The sequence below is a fragment of the Micromonospora sp. M42 genome, assembly GCF_000568915.1.
GTDB classification, from domain to species: Bacteria; Actinomycetota; Actinomycetes; order Mycobacteriales; family Micromonosporaceae; genus Micromonospora; species Micromonospora chalcea.
Genome location: NZ_KK037233.1, coordinates 5,614,951 through 5,634,425, shown reverse-complemented (window position 1 = coordinate 5,634,425; position 19,475 = coordinate 5,614,951). Strand labels below are relative to the sequence as shown.

The window sequence follows — 19,475 nt, the reverse complement described above, 5'->3', positions numbered from 1 at the left end:
CCCCTGAACCAGAGGGACCGGGGCACCACCCTCCGGTCGCCCAGCTGTCCCTGCTCGGCATGATTGGTGCATGCGCTTACTGGTGCTCGGCGGAACCTGGTTCGTAGGCCACGCGATCGTAAGGGCCGCCCTCGATGCTGGATGGGAGGTGACCACCTTCAACCGGGGGACATCGAGCACCCCCTTGGAGGCTGTCCGGCCAATCCAGGGGGATCGAACCCGCCCGCGGGATATCGCCGCTCTCGCCGCTTTCGGCAACTGGGACGCGGTGGTTGACACGTCGGGCTACGTGCCGAGGAACACCCTCGACGTCGCCCGCATGCTTGCGCCTGTCGTTGGCCGCTACGTCTTCATGTCGACGCTCAGCGTGTACCAGGGCTGGCCGGTCAAGCCGCTGAGCGAGCAATCCGAGCTGCTCTACTGCCCGCCGGACGCCGGACCGGACTACGGCACCGACATGGAGGACGGGCCGACCCGCTACGCCTACCAGAAGGCCGGCTGCGAGGCTGCGGCAGCCGTCGCGTTCGGGGCTGAGCGGACCACGATCCTGCGGCCCGGCGTTGTCTACGTGGCGCTGCTGGCCACGCCGATCCTGCGGCACTTCACCCGCTCCCTGACCCCGTTCGCGCTGATCGACGCGACCATGCCCTCATCCGGCAAGACGATCCTCACCGCCGGGCCGGGGATGCTCTACGGGCAGCGGGTCATGAACTGGGCCTACGCCGACGAGGAACTGCGCAAGTCCATCACTGCCGTGTTCGCCGAGCAGGTCGGCGTGGTCATCTGGGACAACCTCGCCGAGGGCACCGTCATCGACTCCGCCGTGCTCGCCCAACTCGTCACCAACGGCGTGTGGTCCGACCGACAGTTGGGCGCGTCGCGCAACATCGCCACCGTCAACGACCGGCTGTGGATGGCCACCGGCAACAACCTGCAAGTCGGCGGCGACATGGCGAGCCGCACCGTGCGCGTGCACCTCGACCCGGACATGCCCCGCCCCGAACTGCGCGACCAAACCGGATTCGGCATCCCGCACCTCGACCAATGGATCACCGTCCCCGCCAATCAACTCACCGTCCTGTGGCACCTCCTGGTGCTGGTGCTCGACTGGACGCGGCAGGGAGCGCCGAAGGTCAAGGGCCTGTCGATGCGGCAGTTCACCCCCTGGGCGCAAGCCCTCGGCGGATTCCTCGCACACCATGGCATCGACGGGTTCCTCACCAACGCCGCCGAAGTACGGGAGATCGATGAAGACGAGACGCGCTGGCGCGCGTTCCTCACCACCTGGCATGAGCGCCACGCCGGTCGACCTATGACCGCCGCCGACCTCCGCCGCGACGCCGAACCCCTGCACCTCGGCAGCGACGCCCACGACCCGTGGGACGGCCAGTTCATCACCACCGCCGCCGGCCGCCTACCCAACCCGCTGCAACTCGGCCGACTCCTCACCGGACAGGCCGGACGCTGGCGCGGCGATCACGTCATCCGGGCAGGCCGCAACGAGCGCGGCGACCGGGCCATGTTCTGGGTCGAACGCCACAAGGACTGAAACCCGCTGAACCATCTCCGCATCTCCGCAACGCCGCACCCACCCTCCACCACCAGGGAAAACACCCTGCGGAGATCAGACCATCAGGAGCCATCGATCTCCGCATCTCCGCAACCTCTCTGCGGAGATGAACCCCGATTGCGGAGATGACCGGTCAACAGCACTCCGCATCTCCGCAAGCATTCGCCCAGCTCACAGCCATGTTTGCGGAGATGCGGAGATGCGGAGATGGTTCAGCCGCTCCCGCAAGGAACGCCGACCACCGCGACTGGCCGCGTAGTCCGGCCCGCTGAGCCTGAGCCGCCTCCCCCGCTCCAAGCCCTAAGAGATGTCGCGCTTGCCGCGCCCGCGCATGGTTGATCACTTGGGGGTAACGGAGGTACCCGCCGGTTGACCCGCTCCCCGGAAATGCGCAACCTATGGGCCTACATTTTCCCGGTTCGGTGTAACCTCGTCGGTAGCAACATGGATGAGGTTGACGAGACCTGATCCGAAAACACGACTGCCCCCGTCCGAGTGGAGACCCGGGGTCGGGGGCAGCGCGTGGTGCGGCTTGATCCGTTAGGTCAGCTTGCCGACGATGTCGATCGCGGAGTTCACGATCGCCGCCGCCGAAGCGAGCCCTTGCAGGATTGAGACAGTCACCCGAACCGTTCGCTGCCGGCTGGCACCGGCAGCGGCGGGCGGGGTGTCGGTCGAGTCTTTACGCTCGGCCGAGTCTCCATCCTCCATGTCACATCACCTCCCTCCTTCAATGTGTCGATGGCTGTAGCCGTGTTGGCGAAAGACCATCGACACATCAACCGAGGGCGGTGCGAGCACCGTCGATGAGAATAAACGTTCGCTACGACGCAGCCCGACCACACCGCTCGCGTCGGTGAGTCGTCGAGGTTCGCACCTCCGTGGCTGATCCGGTAGACACGTCCTATGGGGATCAACGAGTGGTGGCGTGAGGATCCGGCCGAGCGCTTTTGGATGGAGATCACTGACCGCAGTGACCTCGGTGCCGACCTTCATGCCCCGCAGGTTGACGACGCCGGACGCGAGTACTGGTCCTACGCTCTGGTCACCGCTGTTCAGCCGGGAGATCTGATCCTTCATTGGCACAAGTCGCTCCTCGGCGCCCCCGGAATCGTCGGGTATTCGACAGCTGCCGAAGGGCCGGAGGAAGACGAGATCGTCTGGGCATCTCAAGGCAGCTACGGCAGAGGCCGCCCACTTGCAGGCCCCGAGCCCTCGTGGCGGTACGCCCTGACCGGCTATACCGCGCTGGCGCGTCCGGTCACTCAAGATGCCTTTCGAGGCGTGGAGGGTAAGCTCCGAAAGGTCAAGGAGAAGCTGAAGGCACACCACCGGGGAAGCCTCTACTTCCCGTTCGCCTTCTCCGACAAGCGTCCGGTGCGAGCAGCACAGGGCTACTTGGTGAAGCTGCCGGCCGCGGTGGTTGCGGCGGTCCCGGACCTTAGGCAGATCCCTCGGGCAGAGCGCCGTCAAGTCCCGAGGCAGCGCCCGGCGCCATCCGAGCTCGCCGTCGCAGCCCGGGAGCGACGGGGTGCCGGGTACCTGCGTGACGAGGTGGTTCGATTGGCCATCGAGCGCCACGCCGTCGACTGGGTGCTGAGGCACTACAGCGCCCAGGGCTACGACGTGAAGGATGTTGGTGGCACCAAGTCGTACGACGTGCATGCCACTGCTGGGCAGCGCGAGCTTCACGTCGAGGTCAAGGGATCGTCCGGCGATGCTGACGCCGTAGAGCTCACATTCAACGAAGTTGAGCATGCCGCAGCGGCCGATACCCATCTCGTCGTCGTAGACCTCATCGACTGGCGACGGTTGCCGGACGGCACCGTCGAGACATCCGGTGGCCGCGTGCGGGTGTGGGAGTCGTGGACGCCCGCCGAGGCCTCCTTGAAGCCAACGCGCTACCGGTACCAGCTCCCGAAGTCGGGCGCTCGGCGCTACAGCGGGTAGTCATCCGGAGGCCGCCTGACGCAACCTAGTGGGACTGAGCGTGGGGCTGCGCGTGGTGCGAAATGCAGGCAACCAGAGTTCATTCAGTCGACCAAAGCCGCATCAGATGCAGCCAAAGCGCTCTGTAGATACCTCAGTCGCACCCATAGAGGCCACTTCTAATCCCAAGGCCGCAGGTTCGAATCCTGCCGGGCGCACCATCCCCACCGCAGGCCAGATCGTCAGCGGTCTACAGGTTGTTGATCCGGGCCAGCAGCTCCGCCTCGGTCAGGTTCTCCAGGACCGCGTCCTGCTTGCGGCCCAGGACCGCCAGCAGCTTCTCCTTCTCCAGCTTCTTGGCCGCCGCCGCCTTCGCCGCCTGGTCCTCGGCGAGGCGAACGGCGATGACGTGCTTGACGACCTCCAACTTGGTCTCCAGGGTCGCCTTGGCCGGATTGGCCTCGGTGGCCACGAACGACTCGGTGTCGACGGCCTTCAGTTCAGCGTTGACCGCCTTGGCCACGTCGTCGAGGCTGAAGCCGGACTTGGCGGTCAGCGGAAGCTCCCACAGCTGCTCCGTGGTCAGCAGTCCCTTCGCCGACGGATAGCGGAACTTCTCCCGGGTGGCCTTCTCAAAAATGGTCACGGTGACCTCTCTCCGATTTCTGGGCAGGGAATCAGAACTGGATGCTGACGAGGCGGCGCCGGCCGCCGGTCATGGTCACCTTGGCGACCACGGAGTTGCGGACCGTGGAGCTGAAGCCGAGGCCGGAAAGCTGATCCGGAGACGGTTCGCACTTGGTGCGGTCGCCGAGAACCTCGAACACCTTGCGGTGCGGTTGCAGGTCGGCGCGGAGGAACTCGTTGTAGATCCCGCGCGTCGGCTGGTCGTTCACGCACCCCTTCAGGATGAAGAAGTAGTGCCGGTTGCCGACCTCGTTGTCGTCGAAGTAGTTCGGCGAGTACATGACGGTGGACACCGGTACGAACTGTTCTGTGGTGATCCCCCACAACTCCTTGCCCGCACTGCCCCGCTGCACGTCCTTACCCGGCCGGAAGGCGGTGATCACGCCGCCGGCAACCGTCATCCGCCCCACCTCGACGGTCTCCTTGTGGCCGACCGCGCGCTCGTGGCGGTAATGCTCGATCTTCCCGTTGCTCTCGGTCTCGATCACGAAGCCGAACTGGGCGCTGTCCCGCTTGCGGTACTGGTTCACCTCGATCCGGTACTCACCGTCGGGGACGTGGTCGGTCCAGGTGACGTTCTCCACCGGCTCGCGGGAGAGCGGCCCGCTGGCGTTCATGTCGACGTCCAGCTTGTCGCGCTTCTCCTGGTACCAGATGTGGTCGCCGTTTGGTTCGAACACGTGCAGGTCGAGGTCGTCGTGGTTGAACCAGGACAGGCTCACCCGCAGCTTGCCGGTGACGTTGCCGCCGGCCCGCTTGACCTTCTCCCGGATCGAGTCGGCGACGTTGCCGCCGTACGACCAGCCGAAGTCGTTGTCCCACCTGAACAACCGCGGAGCAGCCGGGTGCCGGCCGGTCGTGAGACTGACGAAGTGCGGCTCGTGGGTGTTGGCGACCCACAGGTCGATGGAGCTGGCTCCGGGCAGGATGTCCTTCATGAAGGAGACCACGGGGACCTCCTCCGGCTTCGCGTCACGAAGGCGCGCACCTGTCGACGTCGTGGTGGCCGCCTGCATGAGCAGCCCTTCGATGCCGTCCTTCATCTGCGGCTGGGTGTCGTTGTCGACCCACAGCACGTTGTTGACCGACACGTCGGACAGCCGGGCGAACCGTCGCTGCAACGACTCCTCGATGCCCAACTCGTCGATGGTCTTCATGGCAGCCTTGACCATGGCCGGGGTGATCAGCGCCGTGGGGCGCTGGTAGTTCTGCGGCGCCACCTTCGTCTCGAACGACCGGACCGCCTGCTCCAGGTCGACGCCCGCGGAGAGAGCCTGGACGAGGGTGCCGATCACCGTGTTGCGCAAGCGTGCCGCCGGGTTCATGGCGTTGGCGAAGACGAAGGCCCGTCCGTCGGTCGCCTTCGTCCACCGGTTCTGCAGCGACCGGAACTCGGTCACCGCCCGACGATGCTCCGTGCCGCGGTAGAGGGCGTTGTCGTCGATGAGGTCGACGACGGTGTCCAGAGCGTGCGGGGTCAGCTCGGCCAGGCCCCGCTGGAAGACCTGCACCGCGGCGTCGAAGTCGCTCTGTGCCGCGCCGACGTCTTCGACACGATGCCGCTTCTCCACCCGGCCGTGCAGGTGGTGCCACACCTCGACCTGGCCGTCGCGCAGCGATCGGGTGGTCTTCGTGCCGTACTGCGCCTGAGTAGACCGGAAGACGGTGGACAACGGCAGCGAAAGCACGAACTCGTCCAGAGCGGCGGCGACCACGGAGAAGACCGGGTCGAGTGCCGAAACCCCGGACCAGACGGTACGGACCCGCCCGTCGTGGATCTCGACGACGTTGCCGAAGTGCTTGATGAAGCCGCGGCAGGTCGAGCAGTCGTACTCGGATCGCTCACGGAACCGCGGATTGGTGCCGGCGGGGAAGGATTCGAGGAAGGTGAGCCAGAGTGAGTCCCGGTCGAGGCCGTCGCCGACGACGTACAACTCACCTTTGGACATGGTGGACAGACGTGAAGTCACATCCGCCACGAACTGCTGGAAATCGCCCACCGTTCATCCCCCTTGATCGCCGGAGATCCTACGGAGCGAAACGCCAATCGGAGAACCGCGTTTCCGGCCTTCGCACGGTGCGACGCCAGCGTCGAGCCGGCCCTAGCCCTGCTCGTCAGCGCCGAGGTCCAGCATGAACGGGGAGCCGGGGCGCTCGGGCTGCCAGCCCCGCTCAAGCCCCTGCCGGATGGCACTCGCGACCAGCGAAGTGGAGCACCGGAGAGGCCACGGCGCTCATCCAGTTGTCCGGTCGCGGTGACGCGAGTCGGACGACGAGAGTGGCGCACCCAGCCAGATCCGCGCGCTCAACGGCGAAGCTCAACGGTGACCAGGTCAGACCCTGGCTGTACGTCGGCTTCCGGCGGACGAGCCAGCAGTAGCGGTTGCCGTCGACGACGATGGGCCGACTGCCCCGCTTGTTCAGCGCCACTGATCCTCCAGCCGGGCAACCAGCGCGGCGATCAGGTCGGGGCGCTCGTCGGTGACGAGATGGCCGGCGCCGGGAACGATGTCGGCGTCCACATGGATCCGCTGTCGTGCTCCTGCGCGCAGTCGTTCCGGGGGCAGGAACACGTCGTGGTGTCCGCTCGCGACCACGACCGGCATCGTGTGAGCGGCCGCCGGTACGAGGTCGTCGGAACTCACCGGACGGGCGTGCCGGGCGACCAGCGTCATCCATTCCACCAGTTCGGCGCGGGGCTCTCGGCCGGGAGCAGACAGGACACGTAGCAGTCGACGGCTCGAATCAGCTCGTGGCCGCACCAGCCAGGCCAGGAACGCCAGCAGGACACGGGGTGTGATCCGGAGCCGGCACAACCCGCCTGGAGACACGGCGACCTTTCCCCGAATCCGCGGATGATCCGCGGCGAGCGTGACAGCGCCGCCGAACGAATGCCCGAGCACCACGACCGGCCCGGCGGTGGTCTTCTCGATGACCTCTCCCAGCCACGAGCCGTACCACGTGAGCCGGCCACCGGCGGTGCCCGCTTCGTCGGAGCTCAGCCCTGGCTGGCCTGGAAGGTCGGCGGCGACCACCATGCAGTCAACTGTTCCTCGCACCACCGGCGGATCCTGTCGCGGCCCGCAGCGGTTCGATAGATCGAGGTCACCCGCTGCATCCTGCATCAGGGTGATCGGAAGCGCCACGCCACCCTCCGGGTCACCGTCAACGCGCTGCAACCGGTCGGCGATGTGGCGCCTCAGCGAACGCGGCCACGACCGGCACGTACCGCCAGGCCCGGTCAGGCCGCCAGCGCCGCCAGGGCGCGGTCCATCGCGGCGTTGAACTCCTCCGGCGTCAGCGTCAGCCGGGACTTGACGTCCCGGCTCCACTGGTCGGCGAGAACCTCGGCGGCGCCCGCCTCGACGCCGTCGAGCGCCGCGTCGGCCAGATCGGACGGCGCGATCTTGTCGACGGGCCAGCCTGCTGACATGTCGGTGTCGGCCAGGCCGAGGTGCACCGCCGTCACGAGCGTGCCCTGCTCGGCGAGTTCCAGGCGTACGCCGTTGGTCATGGCCCAGGCGGCGGCCTTGGTCAGGTGGTACGCGCCGGCGCCCCTGGTCCCGAACCACGACATGGCGGAGAGCACGTTCACGATCGCGCCTCCGCCGTTGCGGGCGAGGGCCGGCGCGAACGCGCGGATCATCGTCAGGTGGCCGAGCACGTTGGTCTCCACCTCGTGCCGTACCGCCTCCAGCGAACCGGTCACCAGGTCGGTTCCGGTCTGGATGCCGGCGTTGTTGACGAGCAGCGTGACGTCCGGGGCGGCAGCGGCGACGGCCCGTACGGATGCGGGGCTGGTGATGTCGAGCGGCAGCGCCTCGACGCCGGGCAGGTCGACGGTCTCCGGCCGGCGGGCGGTCGCGTAGACCTTGCGGGCGCCGCGTTCGAGCAGGCGCTGGGCGAAGGCGCGGCCCAGGCCGCGGTTGGCGCCGGTGACGAGGGCTACCGAGTCGTTGATGTCCATGCCCGGTACGCTAAAACCTGACGTTGACGTCAGAGGCAAGTGTTGATCGCCGAGACCGGGGTGAGAGGGGTCACCGTGACCGAGCCGCTGATCCGCATCGGTGAGGTGGCGCGCGGCGCCGGTGTCTCGGTGCGGGCCGTGCGCTACTACGAGGAGCAGGGCCTTCTCGTCCCCAGGCGCAGCCCGTCCGGCCAGCGCCTCTACCGGCCGGACACGGTCACGCTGGTCCGGTTCATCCAGCAGATGTACGCGGCGGGCCTGACCAGCAGCCGGATCGCCGAACTCCTGCCGTGCTGGGACTCCGGGCACACCGACCCCGGGCAGCGGGCCATGCTGCGCGCCGAGCGCGAGCGCATCCAGGCCAAGGTCGACGATCTCCGGGCGGCCCTGGACCGCCTCGACGAGGTCATCGCGATCACCGATTCGCACCCGTAGGCGCGATCGCCCGCGCAGGCCCGACGACAGACGCATGGCGGAGAGTGGCACAGGAATCCTGGTCGCGTCGACCCGCCGGTTTCGTCGGTGGTGTCGGGCATGATCGCGTGCGCCGCCGCACGACGGCGGTCGACGAGCGGGATCACCGGGAGGCAGCGTGGGCGCATCGGGATGGACCTACTTCGTGGCGTACCAGCCGGATGCCCAGGCCGCGCTTGACGAACTGCGCCGGCAGGTCTTCGAGACCGGCGACTACTGGTGGGCGGCGCCGGGCGAGTTCGGTGCGTCCGCCGCCGACTTCCCGGACCGTCCCCGCAGCGAGGAGGAGCTGTGGGCGGACGAGCGGGTACAGGAGTCCGGCACCCACTCCATCCTGGACATGTCGCGGGTGCTGACCGACGGCGAGGAGCCCGGCTTCGGGACGTTCCAGCGGGTGACCGAGGCCGAGGCGCTCGCACGTGTGGGCGTCGCCAGGCCGACCCGCGCGCACGTCGAGGCGCTCGCGCCGCTGGCCGAGCAGCGCTGGTTCGGCCGGTACGCCGTGCTGCACGACGAGGCGGGCGTCCCGAGCGAGATCTACTTCTGGGGATTCTCCGGGGACTAGCGTGCCCGGCCGGCGAGCAGCCACCGCCGGACGGGCACCTCCAGCAGCACCCGTTCACTGTCCGGTGTGACCGGCTGCCGGATGTCCCAGCCGCCGTACTTCTCGGCGAACGCCGCCACGATCGCGGGCGGGAAGCCGGCACGGTGCAGGCGGGCGACGCCCTCCGCGACGACCGGGTGGACGCCGTCCTCCAGGGCGAGCGAGACGCGGGGGTCGGCCGCCACGTTGCGGGCCTTGACGCTGCGGCCCTCGCAGCCGATCCACCAGACGCCGTCGGCGTACACGAACCACACCGGCGTCATGTGCGGTGAGCCGTCCCGGCGCAGCGTGCAGAGCCAGACGTTGCGTTCACGGGCGAGCCGGTCCTCGACGGCCGGCGGAATCGGTGCGGCGGGAGATGGGGCCATGCGACAAGTGGATCAGGTGTCACGCGGCGGCACGCGACCGGCTCACTCGCAGATCCGCCACTCCCCGTCCTCCTTGACCATGGGGAACGACTGCGTCACGTTGGTCCCGACCGCCGGGGTGAACCGGATGGTCGTCGACCCGCTCACCCGGCCGTTGTTGTTCGACACGTTGAGCCCGGTGATCTCGTAGCCGGTGAACTCCGGCTGGGAGGACTGCTGCCGGGTGAAGTCCGCCTCGCTGACCCGGTCGCGTACGCGGGTGCAGAGCTGCCGGTACGCGGCGGGGTAGTCGCGGTCGACGATCGCCTCGGCGTAGGTCTGCGCTGTGGAGCGCGCCGGGCCGGTGGCTTCCTGCACGACCCGGAAGAGGAAGAAGCCGCCGAGCACACCGCCGGAGCAACAGATCGCCAGCACCACGCCGAGCACGATGAACAGGGTTCGCTTGGACTTCTTCGGCGGCACCATGGCCGGCTGGTATGCCATACCCCGCAGGGTAGGAGACGCCGGCAACCGTAAACCGGAGGCCGCGGCTCCGCTTCTCGGCGGGGCGCTGAGCCTCAGCTGCTTTACGCCGGAGCGAAACTCGTCAAGCACCAAGGGTGACCAGTACCCACAAACCGTGTTATTCTCCGGCGTCAATCTATGCCGCGCGGACCCGGCCGGGTCGCTGCCGGAAGGACATCCCCCCGATGCCGGTCGCTGCCGCCACGTCTCTGCCCGGGTCCACCCAGGCCCGGCCGGCGGCTGAGGCGTTCACGCTGATCTTCACGACGCTTCCCGCGCTTCTGCGACTCACCTGCGGTCTGGTCGGCGCGGTGGTCGCGCTGTCGGTGCGGACACCGCCGGTGCGGGTGGCGCTGCTGATCCCCGCTGTCGTCGTCCTCACCGTCTGGTCGGTCTGGTACGCCTGGCGGGCGTTCCGGCACGGCATCGACGGGCCACTGGTGGCCGGCGACGTCGCGCTCACCACCGCCGCCGCGCTCGCCGTCCCGTGGCTGGTCGCGCCGGAGGTGCTGCCGGGCGAGGCGAGCTGGATCGCGGTGCTGGCCAGCTCGACGGTGATCAACACGCAGGCCACCGCGCCGGCCCGCTGGTCGGTGCCGGCCGGGCTGCTGGTCACCGCCGCGTACGTCACCGGCACCACGCTGGCCGGCAACCCGGTCGAGGCGCGGGCGCACGCCGGGACGCTGCTGGTGCAGACCGGAAGCGCGGCGGTGATGACAGCGGTGATGCGCCGCCGGATCGCCCGCGCCGACGCCGCGTTCGCCGACTACCAGCGGCTGTCCCACGAGGCGGTGGTCGCGCGCGCCGCCCGCGAGGACGAACGGCGGCAGAACCGCGACCTGCACGACACCGTGCTGGGCACGCTCACCATGGTCGGCCTCGGCGCGGTACCCGACTCGGCGACGTTGCGCGAGCGGTGCGCGCACGATCTGCGTACCCTGACCGCCCTGGCGGGGCGCGGTCCGCGACCGCGGCCGGCGAGGCCGACCTGGACGAACGGCTGCGCCAGGGCTCGCCGGAACGCCCGGGCCGGCGGTGACCGCGACGCTCGCGCCCTGCCGGCTGCCGGCGGAGGTCGCACGGCGCTCGCCGACAACGCCGCCCCGCGCTCGCGAACGTGGCGCGGCACGCACCCGGCGCGACCGCGTCGCTGCGTCTGGCCCGCGAGGGCGGCGCCGTCGTGGTCGAGGTGGTCGACGACGGTCCGGGCTTCGACCCCGCCACGGTCCCGGCCCACCGGTACGGGCTGCGCGAGTCGATCCACGGGCGGATGACCACTGTGGGTGGACGCGCGCTGGTGACCTCCGCCCCTGGCGCGGGCACCCGGATTCGGCTGGAGTGGTCCGATGCCGACTGAGTCGGGTGCGGCGGTGACCGCCGACTCCGTGCTGCGTCCCCTTCCCCGGCCGCGGGTGGCGACGCGCCCCGGACCGGCCACCGCACCGCCGGAGGCGCACGCGGTGGCCGACGCCTCCGACGGGGGCGCGCGGATCGCCGCCATCGTCATCGCGGCGGCCTGGCACCTGGCGATCGCGCTGCCGGCCGTGTTGCGGGCGGGACCGGGAATGGCCTTCCCCGCCGTGGTGGCGGTGGGCTGGCTGGTGACCGCGCTGATCGGGATCTGGGCCGGCGTACTACTGCTGCGCGGCGAACTGCCCCCGGCCCGGAGCCTGGCCGCGGCGCTGCTGGTGGTCGACGCGGCGGTCGTCGCGGGCGCCGGCGAGCGCTTCCTGTTCAGCACCGCCAACTGGGTGTGGGGCGGCCTGGCGTGGTTCTTCCTGCTGGCGCTCTGGCGGCGGCCGGTGCGCTGGCTGCTGGTCATGCTCGCCGCGCACGGCGCGATCGCGGTGACCGCGGTGGTGCTGTACGGCGCGACCGCGTCGGCCGATCTGAGCCGGGCCACGATGTACGTTTACGGCACCTCCACCCTGCCGGTGGCGGTCTTCGTCGGCGCGGCGGCGCTCACCGCGCAGGCCCGGGCCCGGGCCGCCACCGCGGCGGCGGCGCTGGCCGTGGCGGCGGAGCGGGAGGCGGCCGAGCGGGCCCGCACCGAGCGCCAGGAACGGCTCGCTCTGGTCAGCGGCACCGCCGAGGAGGTGCTGGCCGAGCTGGCGGCGGGCGACGCCGACCCGGCCGACCCGGCGGTGCGGCGGCGGGCGGTGCTGGCCGCGGCCCGGCTGCGCCGGCTCATCGCCGAGTCCGACGACGTGCCCGACGCGCTGCTGCACGAGCTGCGCGCGGCGGCCGACCTGGCCGAACGCAACGGGCTGCCGATCGACCTGGTGGCGGTCGGCACGCCGCCGGAGCTGCCGGTGGAGATCCGGCGCGGGCTGGCCGACCCGCTCACGGCAGGGCTCGCCGCGGCCGAGGGCTGGGCGCGGCTGACAGTGGTCGCGGGACCGGACGAGGTGGTGGTCAGCCTGGTGACACCGGACCACGACGGCCCGGACGAGACGACGACCGGTGGGGGCGGACCGGTGGAACACCTGCACGAGCGGGACGGGGAGATCAGATGGACGCAGACCCGCTGGCGGCGGACGTGAACGCCGGGTGGCCGATCGGGGTGGCGATCGTGGACGACCATCCGGTGGTGATCGACGGGGTGCGGGCCTGGCTGGCCGGCGAGCCGCGGTTGCGGGTGGTGGCCACCGGCGACGACCCGGACGAGGTGCTACGGGCTGCGCCCGACGCCGAGGTGGTGCTGCTCGACCTGCGCCTGCACGGCCGGATGGTGCTGGACAAGCTGGCCGAGCTGAGCGCGGCCGGGCGCCGGGTGGTGGTCTACTCCGAGCACAGCGACCCGCCGACCATGCTGGCCGCTCTGGACGCGGGCGCGGTGGCGTTCCTGGCCAAGCACGAGGGACGCGAGCACTGTGTGGGCACCGTGCTGGCGGCGGCGCAGGACCGGCCGTACGTGCCGCCCGCGCTGGCCGGCGCGATGGTCGGCGACGCCCGGCCGGATCGTCCGGCCCTGTCGGACAAGGAGCGCGAGGCGCTGCTGTTGTGGTTCCAGTCGATGTCGAAGGCGTCGGTGGCGCGCCGGATGCAGATCAGCGAGCACACAGTGAAGCAGTACGTCGACCGAGCGCGGATCAAGTACACCCGAGCGGGGCGTCCGGCTGCCACGAAGGCGGCCCTGCTCGCCCGCGCGATCGAGGACGGACTCGTCCGACCGGAAGATATCGGCATCTACCGGTCGCAGGCGTCGGCCGACCGGCCGACCCCCTAACAGGTGTCATGACAATCACCCTACGAATCCGGCAGGCTCCCTGATACCGCCAACCGTCACCGGGAGGTCGTACCGTGCCGGAGGACGCCGCACCCTTCTTCGTCGGACCGCATCGGTTCGACGCCGACGCCGACCCCACCCGTCCCGTGCTGGACCGGCGTTACGCGCTGGTGCCCGAGCCGGGTGAGCGCATACTCGGGCATCAGTTGCTGCGGGTCGCCGGTCACCTGCTGGGCCCCACCGAGGACGTCCGCTGCTGGGCGCTGCCCGCGCCGGCGACGATCACCGTGACCGACCGCCGGCTGGCGTACGTCTGCAGCGGTTCCGAGTTGTCAGTGGTCCCCGGGCGGGACAGCCGGACGGGTGCCCGGCACCGGCGCCCGGTCCGGCTGTCCCGCCTGGTCAGCGGTCAGATCCGCTGGCAGTGGCCGTCCCGGCTGGAACTGGTCGATCACGGCGACGGCACAGCCGAGCTGCGCGTGGTCTGCGACGCGCTGCGCACCATCCGGCAGCCGGCGCTGGCACTGACCGGCCCGGTCGGGCCGGTCGCCGGGCTGGCCCGGCAGGTCCGCCGCGCGGTGGCCGGATACCGCCTGGCCAACCCCGATCTGGTCGACCTCTCACCGCCGGAGCGGGACGTGCTCGCCACCCGGGTTGCCGCCTCCCCCGGCCCGATGCTCGGCACGGTGACGCTGCCGGGCTCGCTGCCGGTGGAGTTCCTGTCCCGCGACGACTACTACCGTCCGCCGGTGGCCGAGGCGTCGCCGTGGGCGCTGTCCGACGTCCCGGCCCGCGACCAGCCCGGTTCCGCCTGCTGACCCTCCCCCGAGCGCGCATCCTCTGCGGCATGGAGGTGCATCCTTGCGCGGTGCGGCTGTCCTCAGTCGGCGGAACAGGTGAGCGTTCTCGGCGGCCCTTTCCTCGTATGTGCGTGGTGGGCGGCCGAAGATCTCGGCAACGGAGGGGCGTTGCGTGAGACTCCACTCGCTCAGTTCGGCCGGGCGCGCACCGCACTCCTGGAGGGCACACCACCAGATGAGACGAACGTACTACGTCATGAGATCTGTGTAGATCTTGGTACGAAAGGGCCCTCATGGGGGCCTTTTCGTACCAAGATCTACCGAGCCGAGCCGAGCCGAGCCGAGCCGAGCCGAGCTGCGGACCGCGGGGGTCAGGAGGCGCTGCGGGTGCGGCGCTCGGAGCGGTCCAGCTCGACGGCCTCCTCCGGGGTGGGCGCGCTGCCGCCCAGGTGGGCCGGCTGCCACCAGGTGTCGTCCGGGCCGGACGGCTGGTCCGGGTACTCCCGCTGGGCCCGGTCGACGAGCGCCGACAGCCGGGTACGCAGGTCGGCGGTCATGACTGTGGCGTCCGGGTAGGCGGCCGGGTCCATCGGATCGCCGACGATGATGGTGATCGGCGTGTGCCGGCGGGTGAGCGTACGCGGGCGGCCCTTGGTCCACAGGCGCTGGGTGCCCCAGAGCGCGACCGGCAGCAGCGGCACGCCGGCCTCCTGCGACATCCGGGCCGCGCCGTTCTTCAGGTCCTTGACGACGAAGGAGCGGCTGATCGTCGCCTCCGGGAAGACGCCGACCACCTCGCCGCGGCGCAGCGCGCTCACCGCGGCGGCGTACGAGCCGGCGCCGGCGGCGCGGTTGACCGGGATGTGCTTCATGCCGCGCATGAGCGGCCCGGAGACGCGGTGCCGGAAGACGCTGTCCTTGGCCATGAAGCGGACCAGCCGCTTGGCCGGGTGCGCGCCGTAGCCGCAGAAGATGAAGTCGAGGTAGCTCACGTGGTTGGACGCGAGCACGGCGCCGCCGGTGGGCGGCACGTGCTCGCTGCCGGACACGTCGAGGCGCAGGTCGAGGAGCCGGAACATCGTCTTCGCGGCGGTGATCACGGGCGGGTACACGAGTTCCGACATCCCGCTACTTTACCCCGAGTAGGTTACGCGACCGTAGGGGCGATCTGCCCTCGGCAGACCGGGCTCGCGCACCGGGGGCGGGTGCGGCGACGATGGTGCCGTGACCGAACGCGCGGTGCTGCTCTGGATCCACGGCGGAGGCTGGCGTGCCCGCGCCGAGGAGGACGGCAGAGCGCTCGCGTCCCTCGGGCTGCGCGTGGTCGAGGCCACCTACCGGTTCTCCCACCAGGCCCGCTGGCCGGCCCAGCTCGATGACGTACGCGAAGCCGCGCGCGCCGCGTGGAGCGGGGCGGACGGCCTGCCGCTGCTGGTGGGCGGCGACTCAGCGGGCGGGATGCTGGCCCTCCAGCTCGCCCTGCGCGGGGTGGACCGGCCCGGCGATGTGGCGGGCGTGCTCGCGTACTGGGCGCCGGTCGACCCGCTCGACCCGGAGCAGCGGCGACGGCGTGCCCCCGGCGACGACCCGTGGACCGACCTGCTGGGCCACCCGCCGGCCGCGGGCGACCCGGCCACCGCCGACGCGACAGTGGCCACCCACCTGGGCTCCGGCGTGCCGGTGCTGCTGGTCCAGGGCCGCGACGACGAGGCGGTGCCGGCCGCCCAGCCGGTCGAGCTGACCGCTCGGCTGCTCGCCGCCGGTCACCCGGTGCATCTGTGGCTCACAGGCGGGGGTCACGCGCTCGACCTGGCCCGGCCCGACCTGCTCGCGACCGCCGCCGCGTTCCTGGACAACGTCCTGCCCGCCGTCGCGGGCGACTAGGTTCGAGGCATGCCCGACCTCGCCGCGATCGTCATCCACTGCCGCGACCCGTACCTGCTCGCGCCGTTCTGGAGCGCGGTCACCGGGCTGCCGGTGGTCGAGGAGGACCGGGTGAAGCTCGCCGAGGGCACGCTCGCCCCGGCCGAGGCGGTGCTGCTGCGCGACCCGCACGGCCGGCGGCCGGACCTGTGGATCAGCCCCGCCGCCGAGCTGCCCGCGCCCGGCCGGATCCACCTCGACCTGGTCGGCGACGCCGAGGAGCGGGCCGCCGTGCTGGAGGCGGGCGCGACAGTGGTACGCGAGCTGCCGCGCTGGACCGTGCTGGCCGACCCGGAGGGCAACGAGTTCTGCCTGCTGCCGCCGGACGAGGCGCACACCGCGCGTCCGCCCGGGCACTGACTCATTCGGCCAGTTCGTCGAGGTCGAGCCGGCCCCGGGCGAACGCGTCCACCCGGCCCCAGCGGCCCGGGATGTCCAGCACCTCGATGCGTCCCATGCCCATCGGCAGGCGCGGGTCCACCGCCAGGTGCCCCTCGTGCGGCTCCAGGCCCAGCATGGTGCGGATCAGCAGCAGCGGCGCGCCGGTGGACCACGCCTGCGGACTGCACGCGGTCGGGTACTCCACCGGGAACTTCGTCAGCTCCCGCTGGTAGCCGCCGAATGCCTCGGGCAGTCGGCCGTCGAAGTAGGCGGCCGCGTCGAGGATGCCGTTGGCCACGGTGGCCGCCTCCTCGTTGAAGCCGTACCGGCGCAGGCCCCAGGCGACGAACGAGTTGTCGAACGGCCAGATCGTGCCGTTGTGGTAGCCGATCGGGTTGTAACGGACCTCGCCCTCGGCCAGCGTCCGCACCCCCCAGCCGGACCAGAGCCGGGGCCCCACCAGGTGCTCGGCGACACTCGACGCCCGTTCCTCGTCCACGATCCCGCTCCACAGCAGGTGGCCGATGTTGGAGCTGAGCACGTCGCACTGGCGCCCGTCCGGGTCCAGCGCGAGCGCGTAGAAGCCGCGGTCGGCGACCCACCAGTCCTGGTTGAAGCGCCGCTTCAGCTCCGCGGCCTCGCGTTCGAGCTGGTCGGCGTACGTGTGGTCGCCCCAGAACACCCGGGCCAGCCGGGCCGCGCGCATCTTCGCGTCGTACGCGTAGCCCTGCACCTCACAGGTGGCCCGGGGAAACGGCGGCAGCGTGCCGTCGGCGTACGAGATGGAGTCCCACGAGTCCTTCCAGCACTGGTTCTCCAGGCCGGTGTCGGTGTTGCGCCGCTCGTACCAGATGTAGCCGTTGCCGATCAGGTCGGCGTACTTGTCGATCCACCTCAGCGCGGCCCGGCACTCCAGTTCCAGCTCCTTGACCAGCGCCCCGTCGCCGGTCCACCGCTCGTACTCGTCGAGCAGCACCACGAACAGCGGGGTGGCGTCCACCGAGCCGTAGTACGGCGAGTGCGGCTGCTCCTCGAACGCGGCGGTCTCGCCGTAGCGCATCTCGTGCAGGATCCGGCCCGGGTCCTCGTCCCGGAAGTCGTCGAACCGGGTGCCCTGCAGCGCGGCGAGGATCCGCAGCGTGGTCTTCGACATCTCCGGCGCGAACGGCAGCACCTGCAGGCAGGTGAGGATGCTGTCCCGGCCGAACATGGTCATGAACCAGGGCAGGCCGGCCGCGGGCAGCGTCTGCCCGCCGAGCGACAGCGGCGAGAAGCGCAGCGCAGCGAGGTCGACCAGGCTCCGCCGGTAGGTCGCGGCGAGATCTTCGTGCTCGCTGTTCAGTTTCGGGGCCCGGCTGATCCACTCCTCCAGGTCGTGCTGGAGCGCGAGCCGCTCGACGCCGTGGGCGCGCAGCCCGATCCGCAGGTCCCGGCCGCCGGGACCGATGGCGAACGTCTGCACGTCGATGACGGCGTCCCACTGCTCGTTGGGTTCCAGCCGCAGGCTCCAGGCGAAGCCGCGCTGGTCGTAGCGGGCCGGCTGGTTGGCGGAGACGACGGTCTCGCGCCGGAAGTTGCCCCGCCGGTAGCCCAGGCGCAGCCGGTCCGACTCGGCCTCGGCGTACAGCTCGCCCTTCTTGTTCAGGATCTCGTCCTTGATCTGGAAGAGGTCGGCGAAGTCGGACCCGGCGTCCATCCGGACCTCCAGGTCGACCGCCTTCTCGTCGTGGTTGAGGATGGTCAGCGTCTCCCGGAAGCTGCCGCCCACCGCCCGTTCCCGGATCACCGACAGCTTCGCGTCGATGTAGTGCGTGGCCATGCCGGGCACCAGGAAGAACCGGGCCTCGTAGTACTGCAGGTCGTCGTAGGACAGGACGTTGAGCCGCTCGCCGTTGACGGTGAGCACCCACTTCGACAGGTAGCGCGTGTCGAGCGAGAAAAGACCCGTCGGCTCGTTCGGGGTGGCCTCGATGTCGCCGCTGTCCTCGCTGACCACGAACGTGTTGCCGTCCAGGATGCGGACGGTGTTCTGCCCGGGCATCAGGCGCCCCTCCCACCGAACGTGTGACGTGGTCCCCGGGAGTCCGGCGGACCGGGGAAGACCCGCTCGACCTGCAACACCAGCCGGAGGTCGCCGACGACAGTCATGTCGCCCCGCAGCAGCGCCGCGATGGCGTTCTCCTCACCGCCGACCAGCTCGGCGAAGAGGCGCGGCTCGGTGCCGACCACGGTGTCCGCCTCGCCGTCCTCCTGCCGGACCCGCAGGTTGCCCCGTTCTATCTCCAGCAGCCAGTGCGTGGTGTGCGGGCCCTCGTGCAGGTCGAAGCGCAGCGTTCCGGATGTCTTGACCAACAGGGGCTCGAACCCCCGCCGGTCCAGGTCCTCGAAGAATCTTGTGGCCATGTCCACCATCCGGGCGACTCCTCCCGCGTTCCGCGGTCTTCCGTCCGGGATGCGGTGTCCCCACCCGTTCCGCGGTCAACCTCGCCCGATCCGGGTGACCGCCGCGTCGCCTGCGTGACGCGGAACGCCGGCCCCCGAACCGGGAGCCGGCGTCACCGCGTCGGTCAGGTCAGTTGTTGGGGTCGTCGGCGCTGATGTCCGCGAGCACCGACTGGGGTTCCCGCTCGACCGCCAGGTCACCCATGGAGATGAGGCCGATCAGCCGGCCGTCCTCGACCACCGGGAGCCGGCGGACCGCGTACGTGCGCATCAGGTCGGCGGCGGCCACCGCGTCGTCGTACTGGCTCACCGTCACCACGTCCTTGCTGGTGATCTGGTTGAGCCGGGTGGAGGTGGGATCCATGTCCTCGGCCACGCCCCGCACCGTGATATCCCGGTCCGTGACGATACCGACCACGTTGTCGCCGTCGGTCACCACCACGTCGCCGATGGCGCTGTCGCGCATCTCCTGCGCCGCGGCGGTGAGCGTGTCGTTGCCGTCCATCGTCACCAACCGGGTCGTCATGAACTCTCCGACCGTTGTCATGGTGCTCCCCTCTCGGTGTCGGCACGGCGGTCTACCCGCCGCCCGAGGCG

Annotated in this window: 21 protein-coding genes; 10 read left to right on the top strand and 11 right to left on the bottom strand. The window is 70.5% G+C overall.

Annotated features, from left to right (window positions below; all coding sequences use genetic code 11):
• The first annotated feature begins 70 nt into the window (after positions 1-70).
• Positions 71-1,549, top strand: a complete 1,479-nt coding sequence (locus tag MCBG_RS26015; protein ID WP_223201333.1) for an NAD-dependent epimerase/dehydratase family protein — start codon at positions 71-73, stop codon at positions 1,547-1,549.
• Between the two features lie 561 nt (positions 1,550-2,110).
• Here the strand turns inward: MCBG_RS26015 and MCBG_RS32665 are convergent.
• Positions 2,111-2,281 carry a hypothetical protein gene (locus MCBG_RS32665; RefSeq protein ID WP_157560794.1) on the bottom strand — a complete coding sequence of 57 codons (171 nt, stop codon included), beginning with the start codon at positions 2,279-2,281 and terminating at the stop codon, positions 2,111-2,113.
• 195 nt (positions 2,282-2,476) lie between these two features.
• Here MCBG_RS32665 and MCBG_RS31300 point away from each other — a divergent pair, with 195 nt between their 5' ends.
• Positions 2,477-3,520, top strand: coding sequence for a protein NO VEIN domain-containing protein (locus tag MCBG_RS31300; protein WP_051611383.1), 1,044 nt, complete (start codon positions 2,477-2,479; stop codon positions 3,518-3,520).
• A 229-nt stretch (positions 3,521-3,749) separates the two neighbouring features.
• On the opposite strand, the gene MCBG_RS26005 is transcribed toward MCBG_RS31300, so the two are convergent.
• From MCBG_RS26005 to MCBG_RS25990, 4 genes are all read right to left on the bottom strand, one after another.
• Positions 3,750-4,145, bottom strand: coding sequence for a hypothetical protein (locus tag MCBG_RS26005; RefSeq protein WP_043328857.1), 396 nt, complete (start codon positions 4,143-4,145; stop codon positions 3,750-3,752).
• 31 nt (positions 4,146-4,176) lie between these two features.
• Positions 4,177-6,186 (bottom strand): hypothetical protein, encoded by a 2,010-nt coding sequence (locus tag MCBG_RS26000; RefSeq protein ID WP_043328855.1) that lies wholly within the window; start codon positions 6,184-6,186, stop codon positions 4,177-4,179.
• Positions 6,187-6,606: 420 nt separating this feature from the next.
• Positions 6,607-7,332, bottom strand: coding sequence for an alpha/beta fold hydrolase (locus tag MCBG_RS25995; RefSeq protein ID WP_084789613.1), 726 nt, complete (start codon positions 7,330-7,332; stop codon positions 6,607-6,609).
• A gap of 95 nt (positions 7,333-7,427) precedes the next feature.
• A complete protein-coding gene (locus MCBG_RS25990) occupies positions 7,428-8,153 on the bottom strand; it encodes an SDR family oxidoreductase (protein WP_043328854.1) in 726 nt (241 codons plus the stop codon).
• A 75-nt stretch (positions 8,154-8,228) separates the two neighbouring features.
• Between MCBG_RS25990 and MCBG_RS25985 the strand changes: the two genes are divergently transcribed.
• Both MCBG_RS25985 and MCBG_RS25980 read left to right on the top strand, forming a co-directional pair.
• The gene (locus tag MCBG_RS25985) at positions 8,229-8,588 is read left to right on the top strand and encodes a MerR family transcriptional regulator (RefSeq protein ID WP_181373721.1); all 360 of its coding nucleotides are present in this window, start codon (positions 8,229-8,231) and stop codon (positions 8,586-8,588) included.
• 157 nt (positions 8,589-8,745) lie between these two features.
• A complete protein-coding gene (locus tag MCBG_RS25980; protein WP_043328852.1) occupies positions 8,746-9,192 on the top strand; it encodes a hypothetical protein in 447 nt (148 codons plus the stop codon).
• Here the strand turns inward: MCBG_RS25980 and MCBG_RS25975 are convergent.
• Both MCBG_RS25975 and MCBG_RS25970 read right to left on the bottom strand, forming a co-directional pair.
• Entirely contained in the window at positions 9,189-9,599 is a 411-nt protein-coding gene (locus MCBG_RS25975) for a TIGR03618 family F420-dependent PPOX class oxidoreductase (protein ID WP_043328850.1), read from the bottom strand. The genes MCBG_RS25980 and MCBG_RS25975 overlap by 4 nt on opposite strands.
• 42 nt (positions 9,600-9,641) lie before the next feature.
• Positions 9,642-10,082: an Rv0361 family membrane protein gene (locus MCBG_RS25970; RefSeq protein WP_043328848.1), complete on the bottom strand. Its 441-nt coding sequence runs from the start codon at positions 10,080-10,082 to the stop codon at positions 9,642-9,644.
• A gap of 1,138 nt (positions 10,083-11,220) precedes the next feature.
• Between MCBG_RS25970 and MCBG_RS35345 the strand changes: the two genes are divergently transcribed.
• The 4 genes from MCBG_RS35345 to MCBG_RS25950 all read left to right on the top strand — a co-directional run bounded on the left by MCBG_RS35345 (position 11,221) and on the right by MCBG_RS25950 (position 14,150).
• Positions 11,221-11,460 (top strand): ATP-binding protein, encoded by a 240-nt coding sequence (locus MCBG_RS35345; protein WP_369799330.1) that lies wholly within the window; start codon positions 11,221-11,223, stop codon positions 11,458-11,460.
• Entirely contained in the window at positions 11,450-12,646 is a 1,197-nt protein-coding gene (locus MCBG_RS25960) for a hypothetical protein (protein WP_043328846.1), read from the top strand. Before MCBG_RS35345 ends, MCBG_RS25960 begins: the two co-directional genes overlap by 11 nt.
• The gene (locus MCBG_RS25955; RefSeq protein ID WP_043328844.1) at positions 12,616-13,332 is read left to right on the top strand and encodes a response regulator transcription factor; all 717 of its coding nucleotides are present in this window, start codon (positions 12,616-12,618) and stop codon (positions 13,330-13,332) included. The genes MCBG_RS25960 and MCBG_RS25955 overlap by 31 nt, the downstream gene beginning before the upstream one ends.
• 74 nt (positions 13,333-13,406) lie before the next feature.
• Complete coding sequence (locus MCBG_RS25950) at positions 13,407-14,150, top strand: hypothetical protein (RefSeq protein ID WP_043328843.1); 744 nt, start codon at positions 13,407-13,409, stop codon at positions 14,148-14,150.
• A gap of 353 nt (positions 14,151-14,503) precedes the next feature.
• Here the strand turns inward: MCBG_RS25950 and MCBG_RS25945 are convergent, their stop codons facing one another.
• A complete protein-coding gene (locus tag MCBG_RS25945; RefSeq protein WP_030502236.1) occupies positions 14,504-15,256 on the bottom strand; it encodes a lysophospholipid acyltransferase family protein in 753 nt (250 codons plus the stop codon).
• Positions 15,257-15,356: 100 nt separating this feature from the next.
• Here MCBG_RS25945 and MCBG_RS25940 point away from each other — a divergent pair, with 100 nt between their 5' ends.
• Positions 15,357-16,016 (top strand): alpha/beta hydrolase, encoded by a 660-nt coding sequence (locus MCBG_RS25940; RefSeq protein ID WP_043328840.1) that lies wholly within the window; start codon positions 15,357-15,359, stop codon positions 16,014-16,016.
• Between the two features lie 9 nt (positions 16,017-16,025).
• A complete protein-coding gene (locus MCBG_RS25935) occupies positions 16,026-16,415 on the top strand; it encodes a VOC family protein (protein WP_043328838.1) in 390 nt (129 codons plus the stop codon).
• A 1-nt stretch (position 16,416) separates the two neighbouring features.
• Here MCBG_RS25935 and MCBG_RS25930 read toward each other — a convergent pair whose 3' ends face one another.
• The 3 genes from MCBG_RS25930 to MCBG_RS25920 form a co-directional block, all read right to left on the bottom strand.
• A complete protein-coding gene (locus tag MCBG_RS25930) occupies positions 16,417-18,477 on the bottom strand; it encodes an amylo-alpha-1,6-glucosidase (protein ID WP_043328837.1) in 2,061 nt (686 codons plus the stop codon).
• Positions 18,477-18,848, bottom strand: a complete 372-nt coding sequence (locus MCBG_RS25925; RefSeq protein ID WP_043328836.1) for an SCP2 sterol-binding domain-containing protein — start codon at positions 18,846-18,848, stop codon at positions 18,477-18,479. Before MCBG_RS25925 ends, MCBG_RS25930 begins: the two co-directional genes overlap by 1 nt.
• A gap of 160 nt (positions 18,849-19,008) precedes the next feature.
• A complete protein-coding gene (locus MCBG_RS25920; RefSeq protein ID WP_043328834.1) occupies positions 19,009-19,425 on the bottom strand; it encodes a CBS domain-containing protein in 417 nt (138 codons plus the stop codon).
• Positions 19,426-19,475 lie beyond the last annotated feature (50 nt).